This window comes from Streptomyces sp. NPDC089915, from assembly GCF_040684675.1.
Classification (GTDB): domain Bacteria; phylum Actinomycetota; class Actinomycetes; order Streptomycetales; family Streptomycetaceae; genus Streptomyces.
In genome coordinates this window covers 17,918-44,056 of the sequence record NZ_JBFBGN010000052.1, presented here as the reverse complement: position 1 = coordinate 44,056, position 26,139 = coordinate 17,918, and the positions used below count along the sequence as shown (strand labels likewise).

General features: G+C 73.6%; 23 protein-coding genes. 9 read left to right on the top strand and 14 right to left on the bottom strand.

Features of this window, described 5'->3' with window-relative positions; translation table 11 throughout:
- Nucleotides 1-97: 97 nt before the first annotated feature.
- The 8 genes from AB0O29_RS17795 to AB0O29_RS17760 all read right to left on the bottom strand — a co-directional run bounded on the left by AB0O29_RS17795 (nucleotide 98) and on the right by AB0O29_RS17760 (nucleotide 8,042).
- Nucleotides 98-586, bottom strand: coding sequence for a VOC family protein (locus AB0O29_RS17795; protein WP_365152653.1), 489 nt, complete (start codon nucleotides 584-586; stop codon nucleotides 98-100).
- Nucleotides 587-711: 125 nt separating this feature from the next.
- Nucleotides 712-4,269 (bottom strand): bifunctional glycosyltransferase family 2 protein/CDP-glycerol:glycerophosphate glycerophosphotransferase, encoded by a 3,558-nt coding sequence (locus tag AB0O29_RS17790; protein WP_365152651.1) that lies wholly within the window; start codon nucleotides 4,267-4,269, stop codon nucleotides 712-714.
- A 196-nt stretch (nucleotides 4,270-4,465) separates the two neighbouring features.
- On the bottom strand, nucleotides 4,466-4,840 hold the full coding sequence (locus AB0O29_RS17785) for a hypothetical protein (RefSeq protein ID WP_365152650.1): 375 nt from the start codon (nucleotides 4,838-4,840) through the stop codon (nucleotides 4,466-4,468).
- A 48-nt stretch (nucleotides 4,841-4,888) separates the two neighbouring features.
- Nucleotides 4,889-5,335, bottom strand: coding sequence for a roadblock/LC7 domain-containing protein (locus AB0O29_RS17780; RefSeq protein ID WP_365152648.1), 447 nt, complete (start codon nucleotides 5,333-5,335; stop codon nucleotides 4,889-4,891).
- Between the two features lie 71 nt (nucleotides 5,336-5,406).
- The gene (locus tag AB0O29_RS17775; RefSeq protein WP_365152646.1) at nucleotides 5,407-6,195 is read right to left on the bottom strand and encodes a transcriptional regulator; all 789 of its coding nucleotides are present in this window, start codon (nucleotides 6,193-6,195) and stop codon (nucleotides 5,407-5,409) included.
- Nucleotides 6,192-6,599: a hypothetical protein gene (locus tag AB0O29_RS17770; RefSeq protein ID WP_365152644.1), complete on the bottom strand. Its 408-nt coding sequence runs from the start codon at nucleotides 6,597-6,599 to the stop codon at nucleotides 6,192-6,194. The genes AB0O29_RS17775 and AB0O29_RS17770 overlap by 4 nt, the downstream gene beginning before the upstream one ends.
- A 170-nt stretch (nucleotides 6,600-6,769) precedes the next feature.
- Entirely contained in the window at nucleotides 6,770-7,435 is a 666-nt protein-coding gene (locus AB0O29_RS17765) for a DUF6461 domain-containing protein (protein WP_365152642.1), read from the bottom strand.
- A 43-nt stretch (nucleotides 7,436-7,478) separates the two neighbouring features.
- The gene (locus tag AB0O29_RS17760; protein WP_365152640.1) at nucleotides 7,479-8,042 is read right to left on the bottom strand and encodes a TetR family transcriptional regulator; all 564 of its coding nucleotides are present in this window, start codon (nucleotides 8,040-8,042) and stop codon (nucleotides 7,479-7,481) included.
- A gap of 130 nt (nucleotides 8,043-8,172) precedes the next feature.
- Here AB0O29_RS17760 and AB0O29_RS17755 point away from each other — a divergent pair, with 130 nt between their 5' ends.
- Nucleotides 8,173-9,699, top strand: coding sequence for a helix-turn-helix domain-containing protein (locus AB0O29_RS17755; protein WP_365152638.1), 1,527 nt, complete (start codon nucleotides 8,173-8,175; stop codon nucleotides 9,697-9,699).
- Here the strand turns inward: AB0O29_RS17755 and AB0O29_RS17750 are convergent.
- Nucleotides 9,611-11,557, bottom strand: coding sequence for an APC family permease (locus AB0O29_RS17750; protein ID WP_365152636.1), 1,947 nt, complete (start codon nucleotides 11,555-11,557; stop codon nucleotides 9,611-9,613). The genes AB0O29_RS17755 and AB0O29_RS17750 overlap by 89 nt on opposite strands.
- Nucleotides 11,558-11,732: 175 nt before the next feature.
- Here AB0O29_RS17750 and AB0O29_RS17745 point away from each other — a divergent pair, with 175 nt between their 5' ends.
- Nucleotides 11,733-12,152, top strand: coding sequence for an SHOCT domain-containing protein (locus AB0O29_RS17745; protein WP_365152634.1), 420 nt, complete (start codon nucleotides 11,733-11,735; stop codon nucleotides 12,150-12,152).
- Between the two features lie 19 nt (nucleotides 12,153-12,171).
- Here the strand turns inward: AB0O29_RS17745 and AB0O29_RS17740 are convergent, their stop codons facing one another.
- A complete protein-coding gene (locus tag AB0O29_RS17740; protein ID WP_365152632.1) occupies nucleotides 12,172-12,627 on the bottom strand; it encodes a (2Fe-2S)-binding protein in 456 nt (151 codons plus the stop codon).
- A gap of 18 nt (nucleotides 12,628-12,645) precedes the next feature.
- The gene (locus AB0O29_RS17735) at nucleotides 12,646-14,892 is read right to left on the bottom strand and encodes a molybdopterin cofactor-binding domain-containing protein (RefSeq protein ID WP_365152630.1); all 2,247 of its coding nucleotides are present in this window, start codon (nucleotides 14,890-14,892) and stop codon (nucleotides 12,646-12,648) included.
- A gap of 302 nt (nucleotides 14,893-15,194) precedes the next feature.
- Here AB0O29_RS17735 and AB0O29_RS17730 point away from each other — a divergent pair, with 302 nt between their 5' ends.
- Nucleotides 15,195-15,443 carry an SCO4226 family nickel-binding protein gene (locus tag AB0O29_RS17730; RefSeq protein WP_365152628.1) on the top strand — a complete coding sequence of 83 codons (249 nt, stop codon included), beginning with the start codon at nucleotides 15,195-15,197 and terminating at the stop codon, nucleotides 15,441-15,443.
- 193 nt (nucleotides 15,444-15,636) lie between these two features.
- Nucleotides 15,637-17,061 (top strand): SpoIIE family protein phosphatase, encoded by a 1,425-nt coding sequence (locus tag AB0O29_RS17725; RefSeq protein WP_365152626.1) that lies wholly within the window; start codon nucleotides 15,637-15,639, stop codon nucleotides 17,059-17,061.
- Between the two features lie 116 nt (nucleotides 17,062-17,177).
- Here the strand turns inward: AB0O29_RS17725 and AB0O29_RS17720 are convergent, their stop codons facing one another.
- A complete protein-coding gene (locus AB0O29_RS17720; RefSeq protein ID WP_365152624.1) occupies nucleotides 17,178-18,680 on the bottom strand; it encodes a hypothetical protein in 1,503 nt (500 codons plus the stop codon).
- Nucleotides 18,681-18,912: 232 nt separating this feature from the next.
- On the opposite strand from AB0O29_RS17720, the gene AB0O29_RS17715 reads away from it, so the two are divergent.
- Complete coding sequence (locus AB0O29_RS17715) at nucleotides 18,913-20,034, top strand: aminoglycoside phosphotransferase family protein (RefSeq protein WP_365152622.1); 1,122 nt, start codon at nucleotides 18,913-18,915, stop codon at nucleotides 20,032-20,034.
- A 201-nt stretch (nucleotides 20,035-20,235) separates the two neighbouring features.
- Complete coding sequence (gene kstD, locus AB0O29_RS17710; RefSeq protein WP_365152620.1) at nucleotides 20,236-22,035, top strand: 3-oxosteroid 1-dehydrogenase; 1,800 nt, start codon at nucleotides 20,236-20,238, stop codon at nucleotides 22,033-22,035.
- A 38-nt stretch (nucleotides 22,036-22,073) separates the two neighbouring features.
- Here the strand turns inward: kstD and AB0O29_RS17705 are convergent, their stop codons facing one another.
- A complete protein-coding gene (locus AB0O29_RS17705) occupies nucleotides 22,074-22,574 on the bottom strand; it encodes a hypothetical protein (protein ID WP_344168321.1) in 501 nt (166 codons plus the stop codon).
- A gap of 326 nt (nucleotides 22,575-22,900) precedes the next feature.
- Between AB0O29_RS17705 and AB0O29_RS17700 the strand changes: the two genes are divergently transcribed.
- The 3 genes from AB0O29_RS17700 to AB0O29_RS17690 are packed head-to-tail and all read left to right on the top strand — an operon-like array spanning nucleotide 22,901 to nucleotide 25,286.
- Nucleotides 22,901-23,524 carry a hypothetical protein gene (locus AB0O29_RS17700; RefSeq protein ID WP_365152618.1) on the top strand — a complete coding sequence of 208 codons (624 nt, stop codon included), beginning with the start codon at nucleotides 22,901-22,903 and terminating at the stop codon, nucleotides 23,522-23,524.
- A gap of 14 nt (nucleotides 23,525-23,538) precedes the next feature.
- The gene (locus AB0O29_RS17695; protein WP_365152655.1) at nucleotides 23,539-24,069 is read left to right on the top strand and encodes a toxin-antitoxin system, toxin component; all 531 of its coding nucleotides are present in this window, start codon (nucleotides 23,539-23,541) and stop codon (nucleotides 24,067-24,069) included.
- Nucleotides 24,066-25,286 (top strand): MAB_1171c family putative transporter, encoded by a 1,221-nt coding sequence (locus AB0O29_RS17690; protein ID WP_365152616.1) that lies wholly within the window; start codon nucleotides 24,066-24,068, stop codon nucleotides 25,284-25,286. Before AB0O29_RS17695 ends, AB0O29_RS17690 begins: the two co-directional genes overlap by 4 nt.
- 18 nt (nucleotides 25,287-25,304) lie before the next feature.
- Here AB0O29_RS17690 and AB0O29_RS17685 read toward each other — a convergent pair whose 3' ends face one another.
- Nucleotides 25,305-26,123: a maleylpyruvate isomerase family mycothiol-dependent enzyme gene (locus tag AB0O29_RS17685; RefSeq protein WP_365152614.1), complete on the bottom strand. Its 819-nt coding sequence runs from the start codon at nucleotides 26,121-26,123 to the stop codon at nucleotides 25,305-25,307.
- Between the last annotated feature and the right edge of the window lie 16 nt (nucleotides 26,124-26,139).

The window sequence follows — 26,139 nt, the reverse complement described above, 5'->3', positions numbered from 1 at the left end:
GGCCAGCAACGGCTCGATCACCGTCCAGGCCTGATCAGTCAGTTCATGACGTCGCACCACGAACGGAGTAACGACCAACCGACTTTGCGGACACGACCTAGGCCGTCTCCTCGTCCGCCGCGCGGCGCATGGCGGCCACGTCGAGTTTCTTCATGCGCAGCATCGCCGCGGTGGCGCGGGCGGCTCGGGCCGGGTCGGGGTCGCTGATCAGGTCGATGGCGCCGGGCGGGATCACCTGCCAGGAGACGCCGAAGCGGTCCTTGACCCAGCCGCAGGCCGACTCCTGCCCGCCGTCGCGGGTCAGCGCTTCGTAGTAGTAGTCGGCCTCGGGCTCGTCCGCGCAGTGGATCTGGAACGAGATGGCCTCGGTGAAGGGGAACTGGGGGCCGCCGTTGAGGCCGAGGAAGCGCTGGCCGTTGATCTCGAACTCGACGACCATCACCGCCCCGGCCGGGCCGGGGCCCGCCTCGGTGTAGCGGGCGGTGCGCAGGATCCGGCCGTCCTTGAAGACGGAGAGGTAGTGGTCGGCGGCGGCCTCCGCCTCGCCGTCGAACCACAGGCACGTGGTGAAGCCGTTACCGGTCATGGCTGCTGCCCTCCAGGGGGTGAGGGGGCCCGGGCGGCCCCGTACCCATACGGACCGGCCCCGCGCCCGAATCTCATCGGTGGGCGCGGGGCCAATCCGTACTTTCACCCGTTCGGGCCGAGCGGCTACTTTCCGAGCATGCGGTCGACGACCCGCTCGGCGGCGTGGCCGTCGTCCAGGTCGCAGAACTCGGCGCGGAACGCCTCGCGCGCCCCGGCGAAGCGGGCGCCCACGGCGTCCGCGTCGCGGACGGCCGCGATCAGGCTCTCGGAGTCCCGCAGCAGCGGGCCGGGGGCCTTCTCCTCCAGGTCGAAGGTGAAGCCGCGCAGGGTGTCGCGGTAGTGCTCCAGGTCGTACGTGAAGAGCAGGATCGGCTTGTCGGTCAGCGCGAAGTCGAACAGCGCGGACGAGTAGTCCGAGATCAGCACGTCGGCGACGAGCAGCAGGTCCGTGGTGTCGGGCCAGCGGGACACGTCCACGACGAAGCCGTCGCGCACGCCGTCGCGGACCTGCTCCGTCACCAGGTGGTGGCCGCGGACGAGCAGGACGTGGTCCTCGCCGAGCTCGCGGCGGGCCGCGTCCAGGTCGATCCGCAGGTCGAGCTTGTAGCCGCCGCTCCAGCCCTCGCGGTTCTCGCGCCAGGTCGGGAGGTAGAGGACGACCTTCTTGCCCTCGGGCAGGCCGAGCCGCCGGCGGACCTCCGCGATCCGCTCCGCGTCGGGGCGTACCAGCGCGTCGGTGCGCGGGCTGCCGGACTCGACGACCTCGCCCTCGTAGCCGAGGGCCCGCTTGAGGATGGGCGTGGCGTACGAGCTCGGGGAGGCGAGCAGCGTCCACTGGGCGCCGTCGTGCGCCAGGCCCTCCAGGACCTCGGGGCTGGTGTAGTAGTCGTGGACGAAGTCGTAGCCGATCTGCTTGAGCGGCGTCCCGTGCCAGGTCTGGACGACCGTCTGGCCGGGGCGGCGCCGGAAAGTCGCCGGCACGCTGTCGTTGACCACGTAGTAGCGGGCGCGGGCCAGGACGTCCCAGGCCTCCAGGCTGCCGTACTGGACGGCGCGGGCGGTCGGCGGGACCTCGGCGCGGCCGTCGCGGACCAGCCAGACGTGCTCCAGCCGCTCGCCCCGGCGCAGGAGCTCCTCGTGGATGGCACGGGGGGCGTCGCCGGCCCCGTTGCCCCGGAAGGTGTCGTAGACGGCCAGGTCCTTGACCGGGAGCCGCCGCTGCGCCGGGTAGGTCACGTCGCGGGCGACGCGCTGGGCGAAGCGGGAGCGGTCGTGCGGGCTCAGGAGCGGGTCGGCGACCAGGGCCATCCGGTCGTGGTGGCGGGCCTCGACGCGCATGCGGCGGCCCAGCACGGTGACCGCGTGGGGGCCGTTGTCCAGCGCGGCGCCGACGAGCTGGACGGGGGCGCCGCGGTCGACGCCGAGCAGCCCGGCGGTGGTGCCGCCCTGGCCGGCCGGGCGCAGGGTGGGCCACCAGCGGCCCTGCGGCAGGGTGGTGCGGCCCGCGTACGACTCGGGGAGCACGGGCTCGAAGACGGCTTCGAAGCGGTCCCCGTCACGGGTGACGGGGTAGCTGAACTCGGTGCCGTGGTGGTCGTGCAGGACCAGCTCGTACGCCGCGTCGGCGCTGTCCGCGGGGGCGCGGTAGGTGCCGCGCAGGGTCAGCGTGCCGTCCTCGGCGACGACGGCGTCGACGAGCGGCGGGGAGGGCTGGACGGAGAGGACGAGGTGGCCGCCCTTGCTCCGCTTGGCGAAGACGGCGAGGTCGGCCTCCGCGCCGGGGAGCGGGACGGCCAGGCCGGTGAATCCGCCGCGCTCGTCGTGGACGAGGGGGTGGCGGGTGCCGTCGGCGCGGACCGCGGTCAGGGTCCAGGCCTCGGGGGTCCACTCGCCGGGCTCCGGCGTGGACGCCGCGGCGGCCAGTGCGGCCAGGGGGACGACGGCGGTGAAGGGGATGCGCCCGCCGGCCGGGGCGGCCTGGGTGAGCGGGATGTCGAGGGTGCCGCCGGTGGCGTGCTCGGCGCGCAGGGTCACGCCCTCGCCGGCTCCGGCCGCCAGCTCGCCGGTCAGTTCCAGGGCGTCGTCGCCCGAGGGGCGGACGTCCAGGACGCGGGCGCGGACGATCTCGACCTGGACGGTGAGGGCGCCGGCGACCGTCGGCAGGATGCGGACGTCCGGGGTGGCCCAGTGCGGGGGCGGGTTCATGCCGCTGTCGTGGTCGCCGCCCTTGAGGCGGGCCCGGTGCAGGCCGCCGGGGCCGGTGACGGCGATGGAGGTGGTCCATATGCCCTCGTGCCACTTGCCACCCGTCTGGAAGACGGTCGGCTCGACGACGGCGGTGAAGCCGGCCCAGTCGGCGTGCCGCAGGGCGAGGTGCGGGGAGTTCACGGTGGCCATCGGGGAGGCCACGGTGCGGGTCGGGACGACCGTGCGGCGGCGCTTGCCCTGCTCGCGGAAGACCAGCATCTTGCGGGAGCCCAGGCGGCTCTCGGCCCCCATGTGCCCGGGCAGCGCGTAGCCGCGCAGCAGCAGCTTGCCGTCGCTCCAGACGGCCTGCTCCAGCCGGCTGACCACGCGGCGCTCGCGCGGGCCGAGCGCCAGCAGCCTGGGCGGGACGGGAGCCTTGAGGAAGGGGTAGTCGGCCTGCGGGCGGGCGAGGCCCTTGACCGGCACGCTGTAGGAGAAGTCGCGCTGGTGGTGGAGGAGGGCGATGAACTCCTCGACGCGGCCCTCGCGGGCGAGGAAGGCCTTGAGCCGGTCGGCGACGGTGAGGTCGCTCCAGGGGCCGGTGCCGATCTCGCGGACCAGGCCTCCGACCTCCTTGACGAAGGCGGCGCGGAAGTCGTCCCCGCCCTCGGCGACGTACTTGTAGATGAGCGGGAGCTCCTCGCTCAGCACGTTGTAGTCGTAGTCGCGCAGGTAGCGGGCGTACTTCTCGCCGGTCTTGCCGAGCAGGGCCTCGCGGACCAGGCGGACGGAGGTCACGCGGTCGATGACGGAGACCGGGTCGGTGGAGCGCTGGGTGATGGAGCGCTCGCCGGTCTCGCGGACCCGCCAGTGGTAGACGACGTCGCTGATCACGTCGACGCTCTTGGCGAAGTAGTGCGCGGGGACGCTGACCGGGGCGTCCTCGTAGAGGATGCCCTCGGGGTACTGGAAGCCGTGCTCCTCCCAGAAGCCGCGCCGGTACACCTTGTTCCAGGCGGTGCGGTCGGTGACCAGCGCCGGGAACTTGGAGATGTGGGTCTTCAGCCGCGTGTTCGCGAACGCGACGCGGTGCCCCCAGGACTGCTGCATGCCGACGGAGCGGAAGCGCTTGACGTTGCCCGCGGCGAAATCGGAGCCGCTCGCGTCGAGGGCGTCGATCAGCTTCTGGTAGGCGTCCGGGGGCATGGTGTCGTCGCTGTCGACGAAGGCCACGAACTCGCTGTCCGGCGAGGAGTGGCGGAAGCCTACGTTCCGCGCGGCACCGAGGCCGGCGTTCTCCTGGAGGACCACCCGGAAGCGCTTGTCACGCTCAGCGAAGGCCTTGGCGAGGGCCGCACTGTTGTCGGTGGACCCGTCATCGACGATGACGACCTCGAAGTCGTCGAACGTCTGAGCTGCTAGGGATTCCAGGCACTCGTCGAGGTAGAGCTCGACGTTGTAGGAGGGTACGACGATGCTCAGGCGCGGGGGCATGGGTGACGGGTTCTCCAGCGTTTTTATCTTTGTCGATCGGGTTGATGATCAGCCAATTACAGCATCTTACTCTGTAACAGGATGATAAAGCTGACCCATCTCGGACATACCGCTCGGTCCGCCGGGGCGGACGGCAAAGAATTCAGCCGCCCGCCACCGCGCCGTCGCGACCCCGGCGGGGCCGCCCTCAGAGCCGTCAGACCTCCAGGCTCTCCTCGATCTTCTTCAGCTGGTGCCGGGCCATGGCCAGATTCGCCCTCCCCCGGTCGAGTGCGAGGTAGAGGAAGAAGCCCTCGCTGTTCCTGCCCTTCATCAGCCTGATCAGGTGGTACTGGCTGCCGAGAGTGATCAGGATGTCCTCGATCTCGTCCTTCAGACCGAGCATCTCCATGGTGCGGACCTTGGCCCGCACCACGTCGGTGTTCCCGGCCGCCGCGACCGTCAGGTCCAGCTCCTTGCCGCCGCCGACGTGGCCGAGGGCCATACCGCTGCCGTAGTCGACGAGGGCCGCGCCGATCGCGCCCTCGATGCTGGTGGTGGCTTCCTTGAGGGCGGTTTCCACGTTGACCATGAGACTTCCTTTGCAGTCGTTTGCTTTTGGCTTGATCTGTCGTTTCCGTCAGGAGCGGTCGGGGTGGTCCGTCGCCGGCGCCTCGGGACCGGACCGGCGGCCCAGGCTGTGCTCTATGAGCTCGGTGATCCGGACGCTGGAGCGGCGGCCCTCCAGGTGGAGGCGGCCGACGTTGACCCGCGGCTCGGCGATCAGGGTGAGGACGGCCGCCTCGCCCGCGGCGTACGTGGCGACGTAGCCGTGCTCGCCCCGTACGAGGAGCTCGCGGAAACCGCCCTGGCCGGTGCAGTCGCTGAGCCGCTGGGCCACCCCGAGGGCGGCGGCGGTCAGGGCCGCGACGGACTCGGCCTCCGTGGCGGCGCTGTCCTGGGCCAGGACCAGGCCGTCGACGCTCGCGGCGAGGGCCCCGCTGAGCTGGGGCACCCGGGCCCGGAGCCGGCGGAGCTCGGCGAGTATCTCGGCTTCGGCCTCCGCGGGCACCGTCATCGTGTTCATGTCGGCCTTCCTCCCTTCGGGCGGCTTCCGCTCGGAACGGTCGGCTCGCAGAACCGGTCGCAGCGGGAGCCTCACAGACTTGCCTCCAGTGCGTCGCGTAACCGGCGGAGCAGCGCCACGTCCGGGGATTGGGCCTGGGTCATCCAGTCGGGCAGGGGTGCGGCGGGCACCGGGGCCGGCCGGGTGTGCGGTGTCTCGACGAGTCCGGCGGCCGCGAGTCTTCGCACGTCGAGCAGGGTGTGGAAGGCGGGCCGGCCGAGCACCCAGGCCAGATCGGCGGGGGTCCGTAAGCCGTCGGCCTGCCCGAGCAGGGCCCGCTGCCGGGCGGTGACGATCTGGCCGGGCGCGGCCGGCCGGGGCACGACCGGGGCGGTGTCGAGCTGCGGGTAGGGCCACACGGCGTCCAGCAGCTCGCGGCGGCGGCGGGTCTCGCGTTCCACGGCGGCCGCCGGGACGGAGCGGACGGAGCCGATCCAGTGGGTGGCGCCCCGGCGGAACCGGGAGGGGCCGCTGCCCGGGGAGAGCGCGAAGAAGGCGGCGTCGAAGATCGCGGCTATGTGGCAGATCTCCAGCTCCCCGTCGGCCAGGCCCCCGCTGTCCACGAGGAACCGGCCGACCTGCCGGGTGGCGCCGGCCTCGTTGACGGCCTCGTTCCAGCGCTCGGGGGCGAGTCCCCCGCCGGTGGTGAGCAGCACGTCCAGCCCCGGGGTGGAGGGGCTCTCGGCGTGCACGATCCGGCCGTCCTCCAGGAAGAGGGTGCCCCGGTCGCGCAGCAGGGCTCCGGTGGCGCGCTCGGCGGCGAGCCGGGTGAGCAGGGGGGAGACGGCGGCGAGTCCCTGGAAGGGGGTGGTGGCGGTCACCGGAGCACCAGCCCCTCCGCCAGGGCGCGGAGTCTGAGGCGGGCGAGCGCGAGGTTGCCCTCGGTCCGGTCGAGCCACAGGTGGAGGAAGACGCTGCTGTCGAAGCTGGTCTCGACGAAGCGGAGCACGTGGTAGCCGGTGCGGGTGGTGACGATGAGGTCCTCGACCGGCGGGCCCCCGAGGCCGCCGGACTGCGCCGGGGCGGGGAGGGGCTGGGCGAAGGACTCGTACTCGGCGGCCGCCCGGGCCAGTTCGGCGGTCTCGGCGGCCGTGGTCTCATGGTCCCCGACGGGGGACTCTCCGGCGGTCCCGAGGGCCAGTCCGCTGCTCCAGTCGACCAGCGCGGCCCCCCGGGCGCCCGGCAGGGCCATGGCTTCGAGCAGGCATTCGTCGATCCCGGGCACGCGGGCTCCCCTCCCGGCCGAACGTGCTGCGCACGGTCGTCGTACGGCGTGACAGGAGGGAACTTACTCAAGTTCCACACTGCGGAACGGCGTTCTGGCATTTTCCGCTGGAACATGCGCGGTCGGGCGTGACAGCTTGGCCGGAACCCGTTCGTTTTTGATCAAGAGTGTCATCGTGTGCGCGTGACGAACGCCGGAAGAGGAGCGTCCTCGACCAGATGGCGGGGCAGGGAGAGCGCGAACCGCGCCTCCAGGACGGCGAGGGTGACCCGTTCGCGGGGCCCGCAGGGCTCGTCCTCGGGGTGCGGACAGGTGCCGTCCGGGGCGAGGACGCGCGCGGCGACGAGTTCGGGGAGCAGGAAGTCCGGCCGGTGGCCGCCGCGCCAGCCCTCCTCGCCGAGGCCGAAGCAGCACACCAGCTCGCCGTCGCGGGCGTAGGCGAACTGCTTGGGCGGGTGGTCGGGCTGCGGGTCGAGGTGGACGGCCTCGGCGCCGGCGCGGGAGACCTCGGCGAGGCGGTCCGCGCCGGCGGGTATCCCGTGTTCCACGGCGAAGGACCAGCCGCCCCAGCGGCCGACGCGGGCCACCCCGTCCCCGTCGGGGGTCTCGGCGGCCATGCTCCAGGCCGCGGTCCCGCCCAGCGGGCCGGGGTGTATCCCGGGAGCGGCGCCGAGCCGGGCCGCGAGCTGGCGGGGGCCTATGCCCCGGGCGAAGGTCAGACCGGCGAACCAGCCCTCCCAGCCGGCCAGCCACTGGATGCCGGGGCCGCCGCCCCCGTCGTCCGGCGCTCCGCCCTCCGGCGTGTCCCCGCCGCCCGCCCGCCGCACACTGCCCACGGTCTCCCCCGCGCCCCTCGGTGCTTCCCCGCGGCCACGTTAGTCAGTCGGCGGGCCGCCGCGGGAGCAGACGCTCCACCATCACCCCGAGGAGGGGCTCCACCGGGTGCGCGTCGAGGAGGGCGGGCACGGTGAGGTCGTCCACGATCAGGCCCTGCATCGCGAAGTAGAGCAGTTCCACGCCCTGACGGTCGCCGGGCAGTCCCGCGTCCAGATGGCCGGCGATGTTGGCCTCCAGCTCGGCGGCCAGGAACGCGGAGAGCTCCTCGCGGAGTTCGGGCCTGCGGGTGGCCTCCAGGCGCAGCTCCAGGACGGCCGTCTGGACGGCGGGCTCGCGCCGCAGCCGGCCGAGGAGGCGGCGGAGCAGTTCGACGGTGTCGAGGGGGCCGGCGAGTTCGGCCGGGTCGGGGGTGAGGCGCTCGCGGGTGCGGCGCAGGATCTGCGCCAGCAGCTGGCCCCGGTTGGCGAAGTAGTTGGAGGCGGTGCCGGTCGGGACCCCGGCCTCCTTGTCCACCGCGCGCAGGGTCAGGCCCCGGGAGCCCTCGCGGGCCAGGACCTCGATGGCGGCGTCGAGCAGCGCGGCCCGGCGTTCCGGATTCTGGCGCATGGGCGGTTCCCTGGGGTCTGGCGGAGCGGCTGGGGCAGAGCACTGCGGGTGCAGTGCTCAGCCCACGCTAGCGGACCGGCCCGCTCCGGGCCCTCCCCAGCGCCCCCTCCCCCGTGTCACCCTGCCCGTCATGGAGCGGATCATCGAGGAGATACGCGAGGACCTGGACCGCCGGCTCGCCGTCGCGGCGGACCGGCTCACGGACCGGACCCTGACCGAGGACCCCGCCTACGCCGCCCTGCTCGGCCGGGCCGAACTGCGCGAGCGCGTCCACCACACCCTGCGCCAGACCGTCGAGGGCCTGGTCCGCGTCTCCCGGGCGGAGCCGGTCGAGCTGGCGGACGCCCGGGCCACCGGTGCCCTGCGGGCCGGGCAGGGGCTGCCGCTCGGCTCCCTGCGGCGCGTCTACCGGCGGGCCGGGCGGCTGGTGTGGCAGTGCCTGACCGAGGCGGTGGCGGCGCACGACCGGGCGGCGCTGCCCCGGCTGCTGGCCGGGGCGGGCGCGCTGTGGGACGTGCTGGACCAGCTGGCCGACGCCGCGTCGGAGGCCTACCACGCGGCCGAGGCGGAGCGGGGCGAGCGGGAACGGGAGCGGCGCGCGGCCCTGCTGGACGCCCTGCTCGACGACTCCGGGCCGGCCGCGGCGGCCCCGGAGCCGGCGGCCGCGGCGGCGGCCCGGCTGGGCCTGCCGGAACGGGGCCGCTTCGCGGTGGTGGTCCTGGCCCCGTCGGGCCCGGCCGGCGACGGACCGGACGGACCGGGCCCGGCACCGGGCGGCCGGTGGTACGAGGGCTACGGCGCGGGGACCGGCGGCGGCTCCGGGGACGGCGGCGCGGGTGCAGCCGGCCGGGCACCCGGCGGCGGGCGACACGACGGCGGCGGCACGGCCGGCACCGCCCAGGCACCCGGCGGCGGGCAACACGACGGCGGCGCGGGCGGGCCGGGCCGGGCACCCGGCGGCGGAGGATACGGCGGCGACGGCGGCCCGGCCGCCCGCCAGGGTCCGGCCGGCCCCGGCGGCGCGGGCGGGGGGCCCGACGGCCCGCGGGTGCTGTGGCGGATCCGGGCCGACGGGGAGACCGGGGTCGCCGAGCTGGGCCCCCACCCGCTGGAGGCCCTGCGCGCGCTGCTCGCCCCGCTCCCGGTGCGCGCGGGGATCAGCCCGGTGGTCGCGACCCCGGCCGAACTGGCCGGGGCCCGCCGGCTGGCAGCGCTCGCCCTGCGCACGGCGCCGTCCGCTCCCGGCCCGGGAGCCGCGGCCCTGCTGGACGAGCGGCTCCCGGCGGCGCTGGTCGCGGCCGACCCGGAACTCGCCGGGCGGCTGCGGGAGGTGGTGCTGGGCCCGGTGCTGGCGCTGCCCCCGCAGGAGGCGCGGCTGCTGCTGGTCACGCTGGGCACCTGGCTGGCCTGCCGGGGCTCGACCACGTACGCGGCCCAGCGGCTCTACTGCCACCGCAACACCGTCTCCAACCGGCTGCGGCGCCTGGAGCAGCTCACCGGCCGGGCCCTGTCCGACCCGGCGCACGTGGTGGAACTGGCTCTGGCCCACGCGGCGGTGGTCCAGCGGCCTACGGCCCCGCCGCCTCCCCCTGCGGCTGCGGATGACGGGCCGACTCCAGCAGGTACGGCACGTCGATCACCGCGATCCCCGGGGTGAACAGCAGCTTCGCCTTGAGCCGCAGGGCGTTCTGGTTGTGCAGGGGCTGCTCCCACCAGTGCCCGACGACGTACTCGGGGATGACCACGGAGAGGACGTCGGTGCCCTCGGCGGCCGCGGCCTCCTCGACGTAGGACACGACCGGGCCGACCACCTCGCGGTAGGGCGAGTGCAGCACCTTCAGCGGCATGCCCGGGTCGATCTCCGCCCAGGCCTCGCGCAGCCGCCGCGCCTCCTGCTCGTCGGCGGCGACGGAGAGCGCGCTGAGGGTGTCCGCCCGCAGGCCCTGGGCGTAGCCGAGGGCCTTGAGGGTCGGCGCGTGGACGTTGGCGACGAGGACGACGACGTGGTGGCGGGCCGGTTTGCGCGGCCGGTCGCCGGGGGCGACGGCGACCTGTCCGGCCACCCGGTCGTAGTGCCGGCGGACCCCCTTCATGCCGAGGAAGAGGGCGGGCATGGCGATGACGACCAGCCAGGCGCCGTGCGTGAACTTGGTGATCAGGACGATGACGAGGACCACGGCGGTCATCACCGCGCCGACGGCGTTGATGGCGAGCCGGCGGTGGATGTGGACCCGCCCGGCGCGCGGGGTCGCCGGGGAGGCGAGCTCGCGCCGCCAGTGCCGGACCATGCCCGCCTGGGAGAGGGTGAAGGAGACGAAGACGCCGATGATGTAGAGCTGGATGAGCCGCGTCAGCTGGGCGTCGAAGGCGACGATCAGGGCGATGGCGGCGCAGGCGAGCAGCACGACGCCGTTGGAGTACACCAGCCGGTCGCCCCGGTTGTAGAGCTGGCGCGGCGCGTAGTGGTCCTTGGCGAGGATCGAGGCGAGCATCGGGAAGCCGTTGAAGGCGGTGTTGGCGGCGAGGACCAGGACCCCCGCCGTGGCGGCCTGCAGGAGGTAGAAGAGGAAGTCCAGGTCCCCGAAGGTGGCCCGGCCGATCTGGGCGAGGGCGGTGGACATCGGGGTGTTCGGCGGGAGCCCCAGTTCGGTGGGGTCGGCGGCCACGTGCACCCGGTAGGCCATGGCGAGGGCGGTGATGCCCGCGAACATGGTCACCGACAGCGCCCCCATCGCGGCGAGGGTGGTCGCCGCGTTCCTGGCCTTGGGCTTCTGGAAGGCGGGGACGCCGTTGCTGATGGCCTCGACTCCGGTGAGGGCGGTGCAGCCGGAGGCGAAGGCGCGCAGGGCGAGGAAGACGACGGCGATGCCGGTGTAGGTGCCGGCCGCGTCGATCGGGAGGTGGGCGGACTCGGCGCGGATGGTCGCACCGGTGCCGAGGCGGACGGCGGCGACGGCGAACATCACGTAGATGATGAGCACGAACCCGTAGGTGGGGACGGCGAAGACGCGTCCCGACTCCCGCACCCCGCGCAGGTTCATCAGGGTCAGCAGCACCACGAAGGCGACGGACAGGCCGACTTGGTGGTCGGTGAGGGAGGGGATCGCCGAGGTGATGGCGGCCACCCCGGAGACCACGGACACGGCGACGGTCATCACGTAGTCGACGAGCAGGGCGCTGGCCGCGGTGAGGGCGGCGGTGGGGCCGAGGTTCTCGGAGCTGACGACGTACGCGCCCCCGCCGCCGGGATAGGCGTGGCAGGTCTGCCGGTAGGAGGCGACGACGACCACCAGCAGGAAGACGATGGCGGCGGCCGCGTACCACGCGAGGTGGAGCAGCGCGACGCCGCCGAGGGCGAGGATCAGCAGGATCTCCTCGGTGGCGTAGGCCACGGAGGAGAGCGGGTCGCTGCAGAAGATGGGCAGCGCGAGCCGTTTGGGCAGCAGGGTCTCGCCCAGGCGCGCGGTGTCGAGGGGCTCACCGACCAGCAACCGTTTCGCATTGATTCGCCTCATTCCGCGAGGAATATCCATTTCCAGCGGGTTTCAGACGTTCAGGGGCGGTACTCCGCCGGGTCGGCGTCGCCCGTACGGCCCAGTGGCGATCTTGAACGGCCGCTGCGATGGTGATCCGGTCGGCCGCCGCGCGGCCATCCGCGCGGAGCGGCCGGCCCTACGGAAGGAGACGGCCGTGAAGCCATCCGTCGACCTGGCCTACGACTACCCGGTGCTCGGTGCCTTCTGGACCGTGATGTGGATCTTCCTCTGGGTGATGTGGCTGGTCCTGCTGTTCCGGATCGTGGTGGACATCTTCCGGGACCACGAGATGAGCGGCTGGGTCAAAGCCGCCTGGCTCGTCTTCCTGATCCTGATCCCCTTCCTGGGCGTGCTGGTCTACGTGATCGCCCGGGGCAGGAACATGGGCAAGCGGGAGATCAAGCACGCGCAGGAGCAGCAGGAGGCCTTCAACGCCTACATCCGCGAGACGGCCGGATCGCCCTCCCCCGGCAAGGCCACGGCGGACGACCTGGTCAAGCTCTCGGAGCTGCGGGCCAAGGGCGAACTGAACGAGGAGGAGTTCCGCCAGGCCAAGGAGAAGCTCCTGGCCTGATCCCGTCCGCGGGCGGCCGTCACATCCGGGCGGCCGCGCTGCGGATGGCCTCGCGGATGCGGAAGTAGGTCCCGCAGCGGCAGATGTTGGCGATGGCGTCGATGTCCTCGTCGGTCGGCTCGCTCGTCCGCTTCAGCAGGGCCACGGCGGCCATGATCTGCCCGGGCTGGCAGTAGCCGCACTGGGCGACGTCCTGCTCCAGCCAGGCCTCCTGGACGGGGTGGAGCCGGTCCCCGTCGGCGAGCCCCTCGATGGTGGTGACCGACTTGCCCGCGCAGGCGGAGACCGGCACCACGCAGGGGCGGACGTCCGTCCCGTCGAGGTGGCTGGTGCAGGCCTTGCAGACGTCCACCCCGCAGCCGTACTTGGGGCCGGTGATCCCGAGCATGTCGCGGAGCACCCACAGCAGGGGGAGGTTGTCGGGCGCGTCGACGGTGACGCTCCGCCCGTTGACGGTGAAGGTGTGCGAGGGCACGGCGGCGTACTCCAGGTGTCAGCGCGGGTAAGGGGTGAAGTCGACGTCGAAGTCGAGGGGGAAGCTGCGCGGCTTGGAACCGGTGGCCCGGGCCCAGGCGTTGGCGATGGCCCCCACGGCGGCGGGCACGCCGAGCTCGCCCGCGCCGCCCGGCTCGGTGCCCGTGGCGGGGAGCACGAAGACCTTGACGTCCTGCGGGGTGTCGCGCTGCTTCGCCCAGTGGAACTGGCTGTAACTGCCCTCCAGCGGAAGCCCCTTGTCCAGGTGCAGGCCGGCGCGCAGGGTGGTGGAGACGGCGTCGGTGAGGCCGCCGATCATCTGGGCCTCCAGTCCGCGCGGGTTGACGGGCAGGCCCACGTCGACGGCGATGACCGCCCGGGTGACGCGGACGTGTTCCGGGTCTCGGGTGTCGATCTCCACCAGGCAGGCGGTGCGCGACTTGTACTCCTCGTGGAAGGCGATGCCCTGGGCGCAGCCGGCCGGCAGGGCGCGCCCCCACTGCCCCTCGGCGGCCACCTTGTCGAGGACGGCGCGCTGGGCGTCGGTCTTGAGGAAGGTGCGCCGGAAGCGGTACGGGTCCTTGCCGGTGGCGGCGGCCAGTTCGTCGACCACGATCTCCTCGGCGCCCCGGGTGTTGGCCGAGTAGACCGAGCGCCAGGACCCGGTGGGGATCCCGGTGGGCACCTCGGTCAGCGCCTGGGTGGTGAGTCCGAAGTGGTACGGGGACTTCACCGTGGTGAGGAACAGGGTCTGGGCGAGGGTGGCGTTGCCGATGCCGGAGGGCAGGCTCGCGGCGGTGGCGGTGATGATCTCGCCGAGCCCGTGCCGGAAGTCGGTCTCGGCGGCGGCGACCCGGTGCTCGAAGCTGAGGACCTCGCCGAGCAGGTGGGTGGCGCGGATCCGGTGGTGGGTGGCGGGGCGCATCCGGCCGTGCCGGGTGTCGTCGACGCGGGTCCACATGAGCTTGACCGGGCGGCGGCAGGCCTTGGAGACGCGGGCGGCCTCCAGGGCCGCGTCGAAGAACAGGCGCCGGCCGAAGGAGCCGCCGGCCTGGACCACGTGCACCTTGACCTTGTCCAGCGGCAGTCCGAGGTCGGCGGCGATGGTCTCGCGGGCGACGATCGGGGACTTCAGGCCCGACCAGATCTCGGCCCGGTCGTCGCGGACGTCGGCGACGGCGGAGTTGGTCTCCATCGGGGCGTGGCTGACGAAGGCGAAGTCGAACTCCGCGTCCACGTAAGGGGTGAGCAGCGGCGGCAGCAGCGGGGGCGGGTTGACGGCGCGGAGCTTGGCGCGGATCTGCTCGTCCGAGAGCCGGTCGGCGGGGCCGGGGCCCCACTCGACCTGGAGGGCGGCCTTGGCGTCGAGGGCCTGCCCGAAGGTCTCGGCGACCACGGCGACCCCGGTCGGGACCGTCACGACGTGCAGCACGCCCGGCATGGCCTCGACGGCCGCCCGGTTGGCCACGGAGCGGACGGTGCCGCCGAGGCTGGGCGGGCGGCGCAGCACGCAGGGCTTGGCGCCCGGCACGTCGAGGTCGAGGGTGTAGCGCTGGGCGCCGGTGACCATGGCGCGGGCGTCGACGCGGCCGGTCGGGGTGCCCACGAGGGTGTGCCGGCCGGCCGGCTTGGGGGTGGCGCCGAGGACGAGGAGGCCGGGCGCGGCGGCCGCCGCGGCGAGGCTCCCGTAGCCGGCGGTGCGGCCGTCCGGGGCGCGTACGGAGCCGTTCGCGGTGGTCAGCGAGGCGGCGGGCAGGCTCCAGCGGGCGGCGGCTGCTGCGACGAGGCGGGCCCGGGCGGTTGCGGCGCACTGGCGGACCGGTCCGTACAGGGAGCGGATCGAGTTGGAGGATCCGGTGAGCTGGTTGAACAGCAACTCGGGCCGGGCGTCGTCCAGTTCCACCCGGACGCTGCCCAGCGGGGCGTCGAGCTCCTCCGCGACCAGCATGGCCACGGCGGTGGTGAGGCCCTGGCCGACCTCCTCGCGGGGCAGCCGGAAGCGGATGGTGCCGTCCTCCTCCACGACGAGCGCGAGCAGGGCGGAGGTCGGGGCGCCGGCCAGGATGAACAGGTCCCCGAGGTCGATCAGGTCGGCGACCTCGGGCAGGCTCGGCACCACGGCGTGCGCGGGCTGCGGGGCCAGGGCGTCGGCCCCGGCGCGGGTGACGAGGGCCAGGGTCGGGGCCGCGACGAGGTAGGTCAGGAAGGACCGGCGGCTGTGCCCGCCCCCGCCCCGCCCCGTCGGCGTGCTGCTCTCTTCGGCCATCTGGTCCTGCCCCCACCCTGCCCCGGCCCGCCTGGAAGCGGACCGCCCCGGCTCGTTACCGACACGTAGAGTAGCGATCACCGGGTGAGGTGGGAAGCGGAAGTGACGGACGGGGTCCTTCGTTCGAGTGGTGCCCCTGACGTGACCCCGCCCCCGGTCCGGGCCGCCCTTGCCGCACCGGGGGTCTCGTACGTCTCGCCCGTACGATCGACCCGCACCTTCCGGAAGGCCGATTTCCGGCTGCGGGCGGACGATGGAAGCAGATCCGTACACGTTGGCGACACGTGAGGAGGTGTACGGCGATGGCCCAGTTCATGGATGTCCACCACGGCATGAAGGGCATCACCGCGGACCAGCTGATGGAAGCCCACAAGGCTGACCTGGCCATCCAGTCCGAGGAGAAGGTGACCTTCCAGCGCGCCTGGGCCGACCCCGCGTCCGGCGAGGTCTACTGCCTGTCCGAGGCCCCCTCGGCGGCGGCGGTCCAGAAGATCCACGAGCGGGCGGGGCACCCGGCCGACGAGATCCACGCGGTGCCGCTCAGCGTCTGACGGCCCGGAGCACTCCGATACTGACCGGAAATGTTCGTACGGACGGGAGGTAAACGGGAGGCCTTCGGCATATGCCGTGAGCAAGAACGTTACGGATGTTGCCAAACGCCTTACAGGCCGTCCCGGGCTGTGCCACAGTCGTAACCGGTCCTTCTGTCAGACCTGGCCGTGCCGCGCCTGTATCGGAGTGCTCATGCCGTCCCACCTGTACGCGGACCGTTCCGCGCAGCCGCCCGAGCCGGGATCCGTGGACGCCCTGATCTCGCAGACCCGCCGGCTCCGCGGCGAGGTGGACGCGGTGCGCCGCGACACCGTCGTGGACGACGACGACGCCCAGGGCCGCTGGCAGCGCGCGCTGTGCGACCTCGCCGTGCACCACCTCGACGACCTGGGCCAGCACCTGGGACAGCTCAAGGAAGGACTGCCGCCCGTCCCCGAGTACGTCGAACTCCCCCCGGCGCCGCCGGAGTCCGCCGCCGAGGACCGCCAGACCCGGGTCGGCAGCGCCGAGTGGAACCTGCTGACGGACGAGGTCACCTGGTCCGAGGAGCTCTTCCAGATCTTCGGCCGCTCCCCCGAGGCGGGCCCGCTCCCCCTCGACGAACTGGGCTCCACCCTGTTCTCCGAAGACCAGCCGATGCTGACCGCGATGGTCACCGACTGCCTGGTCGACGGCAAGCCGATAGACGGCGAGTTCCGCATCGTCCGGGCCGACGGCCGCGTCCGGACGCTGCACATGAGGGGCGAGCCGGTACTCGACGCGGACGGCTGCACGGCCTCGATGTGGGCCGTGCTGCGGGACGTCAGCGAACTGCGCCGCAGCCAGCGGGCCGAGCGCGAGTCACGCGACTCGCTCCAGCGCCGCCGGGAGATCGCGCAGACCGAGCACCGGCTGGCGGTCGAGCTGCAGGAAGCCGTGCTCCCCCCGTGGCGCGGCTCCCTGCGGTTCCCGCACGACAACGCCGCCGCGCTGGACGTGGCGGCCCACTACCTCCCCTCCTCGACCAGCACGCTGATCGGCGGCGACTGGTACGACGCGCTCGAACTCCCCGACGGACGCTCCCTGCTGACGGTCGGCGACCTCACCGGACACGGGGTCAGCGCCACCTCGGGCATGGCCATGCTGCTCGGCGCCCTGCGCGGGATGGCCATGGCCGGCATCGAACCGGGCCCGCTGATGGGCTGGCTCAACCAGCTGCTGGAGAACTCCGCGCAGCCCGCCCTCGGTTCGGCCGTCTGCTGCCGCTACGACCCCGACCGCCGCCTGCTCTCCTGGGCACAGGCCGGACACTCCGCGCCGCTGCTCTTCCGCCACGGCCGGGGGCGTGCGCTCCAGCCACCGGAGGGGGTCCTGCTGGGCGCCACCTCGGGGGCCGTGTACGGGCAGGCCGAGGAACAGCTGGAGCCGGGTGACGTGCTCGTCCTCCACACCGACGGACTCACCTCGCGCAGCGTCGGGTTCAGCCGGACCGACGGGACGGAGCGGCTGCTCGCGCTCGCGCCGCGGTTCTCGGTGGCGCGGTCGGCGCGCGACTGCGTGCGGATGGTGACGGAGGAGTTCGGCGAGAGCGAGCGCGAGGACGACGCCTGCGTGCTGGTCGCCCGCATCGGCGGCTAGCGCCCTGCTCCTGCTCCCGCTCCCCCCATGGATCGTTTCCCCGGGGCCGCGCCTGAGGCGCGGCCCCGTTCCGTCCGTCGTACGCTCCCGTCCCGCGTGGTGCGTGGCACCGCCCCCTAGACCTCCGCCTCCGCGGTGCGCGGGGCGCGCGGGGAGGGGCTGTCCGGGAGGGCCTGCTCGATCTCCTCGCGCAGGTCCTCGATGCGCCCGTACCCGGCGTACTGGCCGGTGAGCCGGTACATCTCGCGGAGCCGGTCCCAGGTCCGGTGCGAGGAGGTCTCGTTCATCGAGACCAGGGCCAGGCGGGCGTAGCGGTCGGCCTGTTCCGGGTCGTCCGCGATGAAGCAGGCCGAGGCCATGGAGATGTAGTCGAAGATCTGCGAGCGCTGGTAGCCGTCGCCGCGCAGCCGCAGGGCCTCCCGCGCGTGCCGGGCCGCGACCGGGGCGGCCGAGGCGTCGTGGTCGGCGAGCGTGCGGTAGGCCAGGGCCTGCATCCCGTGCAGGTCGGCCTCGTCGAAGTGCTGCATCCACGACGGGGGCGGCACGTCGCCCTTGTCGGACACGAACAGGTCCTCGGCCTCGCCCAGGGTGCGGCGCATGGCCTGCCCCTTGCCCATGGCGGCCTGGGCCCAGGCCTCGATGGTGTGCAGCATGGCGCGGGTGCGCGGCAGGGTCTGCTCCCCGGAGCCGGCCTGCGCCAGCTTCATCAGGTCCAGCGCCTCGTTGGGCTTGCCCAGGTGGACCATCTGGCGGGCGGCCCGCGACAGGGCCTCGCCGGCGCGCGGGCGGTCGCCGCCCTCGCGGGCCGCGTGCGCGGCGATGACGAAGTACTTCTGCGCGGTGGGCTCGAGGCCGACGTCGTGGGACATCCAGCCCGCCAGCACCGCCAGGTTCGCCGCCACCCCCCAGAGCCTGCGCTGGAGGTGGTCCGGGTGGTGGTACGCGAGCATGCCGCCGACCTCGTTCAGCTGGCCGACGACAGCCTTGCGCTGGAGACCGCCGCCTCTGGAGGCGTCCCAGGCCCGGAAGACCTCGACCGAGCGCTCCAGCGCCTCGATCTCCTGCGAGCCGATGGGGGCCGCCTCGTAGCGGTCGTAGCCCGCCGGGTCGGCCTGGTAGGGGTCGCCGAACCGCTGCGGGTCCTTGGCGGTGGCGGGGTCGCCTTGCAGCCAGTCGTACATGGCGTTGCTGAGGGCGGAGCCGGCGGTGAGCGCGACTCCCGCGCCCATCAGGCCGCGACGGTTGAGCATGAGGTCCATTCCCGTGAATTCGGTGAGGACCGCGGCTGTGCGTTCGGGCGCCCAGGGCACTCCGTCGGGGTTCTCCTTCGCCCCGTCCGGCTGCCTCCTGGTGGTGCGCCGCTGCCGTACGAACCCGAGGTCCTCGATGGTCACGACACGACCGAGCCGCTCGGTGAACAGTGCTGCCAGTACCGTGGGCACCGGTTCGCGCGGGGTCTCCCCCATGTCGATCCAGCGCCGCACCCGCGAGGTGTCGGTGGCCAGCTGGTGGTGGCCCATCGAGGCCGCCTGCCGGTTGACCATCCGCGCGAGTTCGCCCTTCGACCAGCCGGCCAGGCCGAACAGGTCGTTCAGACGGGTGTTTGGACCCTTGCTCACGTCAAGCCCCCAGGTTCTCGGCTGAGTTGACAGTAACCCCCTGTCAGTTCCCCGTGGACTATTCGCCAGGGTTCGCCAGGGCACGCCCCGTGGTTCGCCACCTGCCGCCGGGTGTCAGGTAGGAATGCGCCTCCCCGACCCGGTTCACCGGCGGAACTCCCCAGGGTGAAGCACGGGATCCGGCGGGGTGGCGTACGCAACTCGTCGGCGCACGAAGGGAACCGTAAACGCCATGTACGCAGCAACGTCCTCCGTGTCCGCCCCGGTCCGCCCGCACCGCACCCTCCAGGCGGGGGGCGGCGGCCTCACCCTCGAACCCGGCCGCCAGCCGGTGGCGGCGCAGGGCGCCGTCCGGGCGCGGCGGATGCCGGCGGCCGGATCGCAGCCGCTCAGCGGAAGAATCGACCTCTCCGGCCCGCAGGGTGCGCAGCTGCGCACCGCGCTCGCGTCGGTGCAGCGGATCTGTCCGGAGTTCGCCCCGGTCCAGGTGCTGCGGCGCAGCGGCCGGTCGGTCCTCCTCGTCGGTACGACGGGACGGATGACCGCGGTCGCTAAGGTTTTACTGGACCACTCGCCCGAGTGGCGCGAGCGGTACCGGCACGAAATAGCGACGTACCGGACCTTCGTCCGGCACCGCCCGCCGGTCCGTGTGCCCCGGCTGATCGCCGCCGACCCGGAGAACTGCGTCCTGGTCGTCGAGCGGATGGCCGGCCGGGTGGCCGCCCTCCAGCGGCATCCGGTGGAGGCGCCGCCGAGGACCGACGTACGGGCGGCGCTGGGCGCGGTGTGCCGGGTCAACCAGTGGCGGCCGCCGGCCGATCTGTTCGGCCACCCGGTGGACTACGCGCGGCGGATCTCGCGCGACCACGGCCTCGGGCTGCTGACCGACCGGGACTACGGCGACCTGCAGAAGCTGCTGCACGGACTGCGGCTGACCCCGTGGCAGTTCAACCACGGCGACGCGCTGCTGTCGAACCTGCTGCTGTCCCCTGCCGGGCCGGTGCTGCTGGACTGGGAGCACGCGGGCTGGTACCTGCCGGGGTACGACCTGGCCACGCTGTGGGCGGTGCTGGGTGACGCCCCGGCGGCGCGGGCCCAGATCAGCCGGCTCGCCCAGTCGTCCGGTCCGGCGGCCCGGGACGCCTTCCTGGTGAACCTGATGCTCGTGCTGACCCGGGAGATCCGGATGTGCGAGACGGCCGTACAGCGCTCGATGCTGGCCGCGCCCGCCTCCCAGCCGCTGCCCGCGGGGGCCCTGTCCTCGGGGGAGGAGCAGCGCCTGCTGCTGCGCCGCCTCCACGACGACGCGGGCATGGCCCGCAGAGCGGTCCGGGCGGCGGTCGGCACCCGCTGACCCGCCCCGGGGCCCCGGTCTCCCCCGTCACGGAATCCCGTGGCCCCCGCACCCGGTGCGGGGGCCACGGGATTCGTCATGTCCGGGGAGCGGATCGTCCCGGTGCGCGTGCCTTGACTTCACATGATCCCCCGAACACCTTTTCTGACTCAGCATCAGCGATCCGGAGCCCGCCCCTTCCCACACCCCTGGAGCCCGCCCATGACCGAGGCCGTGTCCCTGTCCGGGAGCGCCGACCCCGCGCGTCCCGCCCTCCCCTCCCGCCGGACGGTCCTCGCCGGGGCGGGGGCCGGGGTGCTCGCCTCCGCCGTACTGCCGGGGGCCGCCGCGCGGGCCGACGGGGGCGTGCTCGGCGAGTACGACGTGGTGGTGGTCGGGTCGGGGGCCGCGGGGATGACCGCCGCCCTCACCGCGGCCGTCCGCGGGCTGAGCGTGCTGGTGGTGGAGAAGGCCCCGACGTTCGGCGGTTCGGCGGCGCGTTCGGGGGCCGGGATCTGGCTGCCGAACAACTCGGTGATCCTGGGCGCGGGGGTGCCGGACACCCCGGAGAAGGCGGCGGCGTACCTGTCGGCGGTGGTGGGGCCGGACGTGCCGGCCGACCGGCAGCGTGCCTTCCTGGAGAACGGCCCCCGGATGCTGGACTTCGTCATGGCGCACAGCCCGCTGCGGTTCCGCTTCATGGACGGCTACAGCGACTACTACCCGAACCTGCCGGGCGGACTGCCGAACGGCCGCTCCATCGAACCGGACCAGATCGACGGGAACGTCCTGGGCGCCGAACTGGCGCACCTGAACCCGGCGTACATGCCGGTGCCGGCCGGGATGGTGGTGTTCAGCCAGGACTACAAGTGGCTGAACCTCGCGGCGGTCACGGCGAAGGGCCTGGCGGTGTCCACGGAGTGCCTGGCGCGCGGTACGAAGGCGGCGCTGCTCGGACAGAAGCCGCTGACGATGGGCCAGGCGCTGGCGACCGGGCTGCGGGCCGGGCTGATGCGGGCGGGGGTGCCGGTGTGGCTGAACAGCCCGCTGGTGGACCTGGTGCAGGAGGGCGGGTCGGTCACCGGGGTGGTGGTGGAGAAGGAGGGCGTACGGGGGGTCGTGCGGGCCCGGCGGGGCGTGGTGGTCGGCTCCGGCGGCTTCGAGCACAACGCGGCGATGCGCGAGCGCTACCAGCAGCAGCCGATCGGCACCGAGTGGTCGGTGGGCGCGAAGGAGAACACCGGTGACGGGATCCTGGCGGGGCAGCGGGCGGGCGCCGCGCTGGCGTTGATGGAGGACGCGTGGTGGGGGCCGTCGATCCCGCTGCCCGGGGAGCCGTACTTCTGCCTGGCGGAGCGGACCCTGCCGGGCGGCCTGATGGTCAACCGCGCGGGGACCCGGTTCGTCAACGAGGCGGCGCCGTACAGCGACGTGGTGCACGTGATGTACGAGAAGGACCGGGGCGCGGCGGGTTCGCACATCCCGGCCTGGCTGATCGTGGACCAGAACTACCGCAACCGGTACCTGTTCAAGGACGTCCTGCCGACGCTGCCGCTCCCCGACGCGTGGTTCGACGCGGGGGCCGCGAAGAAGGCGTGGACCTGGGACGCGCTGGCCGGGCAGATCGGGGTGCCGGCGGCCGCGCTGCGGGCGACGCTCAACCGCTTCAACGCGCAGGCGTGGAGCGGATCCGACCCCGACTTCCACCGGGGGGACACGGCGTACGACCACTACTACACGGACCCGAACGTCCTGCCGAACTCGTGCCTGGCGCCGGTCTGGGCGCCCCCCTTCTACGCCTTCCGGATCGTCCCGGGCGACCTGGGGACCAAGGGCGGCATCGTCACCGACGCCCGGGCCCGCGCGCTGCGGGCGGACGGATCGGTGATCCGGGGCCTGTGGGCGGCGGGCAACGCGAGCGCGGCGGTGATGGGCCACAGCTACGCGGGGGCCGGGTCGACGATCGGGCCCGCGATGACCTTCGGCCACGTGGCGGCGAACGACATCGCGGACGGCGCCTGACGGCCGGGCCGCCGGGCAGCCGGGCGTCCCCCGGGGGGCTAGCCCTGCTGGAAGAGCTCGGCCGGGAGCGGCTTCAGCAGTGCGTAGAGGTCGTCGGTGATCGGGCGGTCCCAGCTGGCGATCGTCACGAGGACGTTGTCGCTGCGGTCGAACTGGACGCAGGAGATCCGGCTCTCGGAGAGCTTGACCTTGCGGACGATGAGGAGGTTGTCGCCCTGCATGACGGGGCAGTCCTCGGTGCCGGTGACCTCGACCTCCTCGTCGTTCTCGAGGGCGTCGAGGAGCTGGGCCACCTCGAAGGGCACCTGGCCCTCGGCGAGGTCCCGGGCCGGGGACCCCTCGGGGAGGTTGCCGATGATCATCGCGGGGCCGCGGCCGCCGAAGAGGTCGTAGCGGAGGAAGACTCCCTGGCAGCTGCCGTCGGGGGCGGGCAGCAGACCGGCCCCGAGGTTGCCCGGCCAGTCCCCCGGGTCCATGGCCAGGACGTCGAAGTCCGGGCCGGCGGGAGTGGCGGCGCGGTGGCGGCGGAGGAAGGACATGCGGCCCATGGTACGTGGCCGCGCGGGTTTTCCGGCCCCGGGGGGCCTGCCGCCGCCGGGCGGGCGGAAGGGCCGTGAAGATCCCGGACCTGCGGGTATGGGGCGTTCGCGCAAGATACTCCTTACCGGCCGGGGCGTCTCCCCGCATGCGCCTTTTTCTGCCACCACCCGCGCTCCTGGCTGTATCTTGCTGTCCGTCCCCGCCACCTGTCCGCGATCGTTTTCGAATCGGCGACTACGATCCGAAGGTGGGGAACTCGACGGCCGGGGGGCCTACCGCCATCCCGGGCGCGCAGGCGGCCTCGGACGTATGGGAGCACAGACGGATGACCGTGTCTGTTGGCGATCCGCCGCTTCCCCTCGCCGTGACGCTGGAGCGGATACGGGCGCTCACCGAGGAGAGAGGACTGGACGTGGACGAGATCCTGGACCCGCGCACCCTCTCGGAGCGGGCCGGTGTCCCCCCGGAGGTGACGGCGGCGCTGCTGCGCGGCGAGGAGGGGGCCGGTTCCGCGCCCCGCACGCCCGAGGAGCGGGTCCGCCGCCGGGCGGCCTTCCTGTACGCGGTCTCCCGCGGCGTCGACGGGCGCCCCTACCCCGTCGCGGACGTCGCGGCCGCGATCGGCGCCCCGGTCCGGTGGGTCGACGCCCTGGTGTCGGGGCGCAAGCCGCCGCACCTGCGCCACTGCGCGGCGTTCGCCGCCTTCTTCGGCCGCGAGGCCTCCTTCCTGACGGACACGCCCGCCCAGGCGGTCAGCCGGGCCCTGCGGCCCACCCTCGAATCCCTCGACTACCGATCGGGCAACCTGATGGCCGACCTCGTGGACCAGTACGGCCTGGTCTCCGTCTCCACCCGGGGAAGACCCCTGACCCGTACGCAGGAGACCCTGCTGCTGGGCATGATCACGGGGCTGCTCTCCGCCGAGCGGCACGCGGAGGTGGCCCGGTGAACCTGTCCCGTTCGATGCGCAAGCTGTGCGCCACGCTGACCTCGACGCTGGAGCCGGAGCCGCCGGCCGATCCGCAGACCCTCTTCCGCGCCCTGTGCGACGCCATGAGCCGGACGCGCGGGGGCCGTCCCATCGTGCTGCGCTTCGAGCGCTTCCCCACCGAGCTGACCACGTCGGGCCTCTGGCTGAACATGGAGGACTACGACATCGTCGTCGTGGAGAAGTACACGACCCCGGACCACCAACTGGTCATCCTCGGGCACGAGCTGTGGCACATGAACGCCGGCCACTGCGGGGAGCACGGGAACCGGGCCGCGGACGCCGCCCGGGCGCTTCCGGACGCCTCGTCGCTGACGTACGCGAGCGTCGCGGCGCGCTCGCACTACGAGGACCGCCAGGAGATCGAGGCCGAGCGCTTCGGGCTGATGCTCGGCGACCGGTGCCGGCCGTGGCTGGCGGAGGGCGACTCCTCCGGGGCCGGGCAGCGGGGCGGCGTGGCGGGGCGGATAGGCAACGCGCTGGGCTACCGCGGACCGATCGGTTGACGTTGACCTCGGACAAGTTCTACATCCCGTACCTGATCCCGGCGGCGATCCTCACCCTGGCCCTCGCCATCCGGCTCCCGGTGATCATGAGGTTCTGGCGGATCGACCCGAACGTGCGCTCCCTCGGCGGGCTGCTCCTGCTGGGATCGGCCGTCTTCTACTTCGGCCGGCCCAAGACCCTCGCCCTGCTGAACAGCTCCACCGGCGTCAGCAATTTCGCGGCGCCGCTTGTCTACTCGCTGCTGACGATGTTCTGCGCCTCCTGCCTGATCCTGATCATCCACTGGCGCGGGGGCGATCCCCGGCGGGTGCGCCGGACCAGCCGGACGATCGGCTGCGCGTACGCCGCCGTGGTCGCCGGCCTGTGGGTCACCTTCGCCTTCGCGGACGTGCCGGTCGAGCGGCTGCGCGACCTGGACACCTACTACGCCAACACCCCCTGGATGCGGGAGCACATCCTGCTCTACCTGGGGGCCCACACGGCCGCCTGCCTGATCACCTCGGTGGTCACCTGGACCTGGCTGCGCGAGGTCTCGGGCTGGCTGCGGGCGGGGCTGGTGTTCCTGGTCATCGGGTTCATCCTGAACCTCTGCTACGACACGGTGAAGCTGGTCGCGGTGTTCGCCCGCTGGACCGGGCACGACCTGGACTGGCTCAGCACGTACGTGGCCCCGCCGATCGCCTCGGTGTGCGCCCTGTTCATCGCCGTCGGCTTCATCCTCCCGCACGCCGGCCAGGCGCTCCAGGCGCTGTGGACGGACTACCGCCAGTACCGCTCCCTCGCCCCGTTCGTGCGCGAGCTGGCCGGGCTGGACACCGGCTCGCTGCGGCTGCCCCGGCGGACGCCGGTGAGCCGGCGCCTGGTCCAGCGCAGGACGCAGATCAGCGACGGGCTGCTGCGGCTCCAGCCGTACATGGACCAGGGGGTCCGCGGCCGGGCGCTCGCCGAGGCCCTGGCCCGTGACGAGGCGCCCGCCCAGGCGGCGGCGACGGCGGACGCGGTGGCGGTGGTCGCCGCGGTGCGCGGTCTGCGCCGGGGCGCCTCGGCGGACCCCGGTCCGGGGGCGCCGGGCCCTGCCGGGGCCGCGGCCGCGGCCGGTCCGGCCGGGACCCCGGACCTGGTCGCGGTGGCCCGGGCCCTGCGCCGCTCCCCCGTCGTCAGCTCCTTCCGGACCCGCCCGGACGCTTCGGACCGCCCGGAGGGCGTGCGCCGCTGAGCGGGCGTCCGGCGCGGTTCAGGCCGGGGGGACGAGGTCGAACCAGCGCTCCAGCAGGGCCGGGTCGCCGCTGACCTCCAGCCCGGCGGCGGGCAGCCGCTGCCAGAGGAACAGGGTGAGGTCGCAGGCCGTGCCCGCGGCTTCGACGGCCACCGGGCCCGTGCCGCCCGGTTCCAGGCGGACCCCGTCCCCGGCGAACTCCACCGTCCAGGACTCGGGGCCGTCGGTCCGCCGGAAGCGGTAGCGCTCCCCGGCGCCGGCCGGGGCGGGGTTCCAGCCGCGCCGGGCGGGGACCATGACCTCGAAGGTCTGGGCGACCGCGTCGGCGGCGAAGGCGGGGTCGAAGGGGGCCGGGTCGCCGGTGACGGACTCCGCGTCCCAGCGGTGGACGGCCTGTTCGATGGTCTGCACCCGGGCCCAGAAGCCGCTGGTGCGCTCGGCCGACCAGGTCCACACGGGGACGTCCGGGCCCAGTTCCTCCAGGGCGTCCGCCAGTTGCCGGGCGGCCCCGGCCGACCAGTCGAGGAGTTCCGCGGGCACGGGGCCCCGGTACGGGGTCGCGTCGTACCGGGGCCAGGCGGCGCGGACGGCGGGGTCCTCGGGGAGGGCGTAGAGGGCCGGGTCCGTCGGGTCGGGGGGTTCGGTGTGGCGGCCGCGGAGGACGTGGGTGACGTAGCGCTGGACGCTGCCGAGGTGTCCGGCCAGATCGGCGACGGTCCAGCCGGGGCAGGACGGCACGGGCGGGCCGTCCCGGCCGCCGTCGGCCGCCCGCCTCAGGGCCTTGTCGTAGGCCGCGGCCTCGCTGCGGAACACGCTGAGCCTGGTGTGGTGGTCCATAGCGTCCACTGTGCCC

Excerpts from the sequence above, each read along its gene's own strand:
- AB0O29_RS17795 (WP_365152653.1), bottom strand. The coding sequence starts at position 586 with ATGACCGGTAACGGCTTCACCACGTGCCTGTGGTTCGACGGCGAGGCG.
- AB0O29_RS17790 (WP_365152651.1), bottom strand. The coding sequence starts at position 4,269 with ATGCCCCCGCGCCTGAGCATCGTCGTACCCTCCTACAACGTCGAGCTC.
- AB0O29_RS17785 (WP_365152650.1), bottom strand. The coding sequence starts at position 4,840 with ATGGTCAACGTGGAAACCGCCCTCAAGGAAGCCACCACCAGCATCGAG.
- AB0O29_RS17780 (WP_365152648.1), bottom strand. The coding sequence starts at position 5,335 with ATGAACACGATGACGGTGCCCGCGGAGGCCGAAGCCGAGATACTCGCC.
- AB0O29_RS17760 (WP_365152640.1), bottom strand. The coding sequence starts at position 8,042 with ATGCGCCAGAATCCGGAACGCCGGGCCGCGCTGCTCGACGCCGCCATC.
- AB0O29_RS17755 (WP_365152638.1), top strand. The coding sequence starts at position 8,173 with ATGGAGCGGATCATCGAGGAGATACGCGAGGACCTGGACCGCCGGCTC.
- AB0O29_RS17750 (WP_365152636.1), bottom strand. The coding sequence starts at position 11,557 with ATGAGGCGAATCAATGCGAAACGGTTGCTGGTCGGTGAGCCCCTCGAC.
- AB0O29_RS17735 (WP_365152630.1), bottom strand. The coding sequence starts at position 14,892 with ATGGCCGAAGAGAGCAGCACGCCGACGGGGCGGGGCGGGGGCGGGCAC.
- AB0O29_RS17730 (WP_365152628.1), top strand. The coding sequence starts at position 15,195 with ATGGCCCAGTTCATGGATGTCCACCACGGCATGAAGGGCATCACCGCG.
- AB0O29_RS17725 (WP_365152626.1), top strand. The coding sequence starts at position 15,637 with ATGCCGTCCCACCTGTACGCGGACCGTTCCGCGCAGCCGCCCGAGCCG.
- AB0O29_RS17715 (WP_365152622.1), top strand. The coding sequence starts at position 18,913 with ATGTACGCAGCAACGTCCTCCGTGTCCGCCCCGGTCCGCCCGCACCGC.
- kstD (WP_365152620.1), top strand. The coding sequence starts at position 20,236 with ATGACCGAGGCCGTGTCCCTGTCCGGGAGCGCCGACCCCGCGCGTCCC.
- AB0O29_RS17705 (WP_344168321.1), bottom strand. The coding sequence starts at position 22,574 with ATGTCCTTCCTCCGCCGCCACCGCGCCGCCACTCCCGCCGGCCCGGAC.
- AB0O29_RS17700 (WP_365152618.1), top strand. The coding sequence starts at position 22,901 with ATGACCGTGTCTGTTGGCGATCCGCCGCTTCCCCTCGCCGTGACGCTG.
- AB0O29_RS17695 (WP_365152655.1), top strand. The coding sequence starts at position 23,539 with ATGCGCAAGCTGTGCGCCACGCTGACCTCGACGCTGGAGCCGGAGCCG.
- AB0O29_RS17685 (WP_365152614.1), bottom strand. The coding sequence starts at position 26,123 with ATGGACCACCACACCAGGCTCAGCGTGTTCCGCAGCGAGGCCGCGGCC.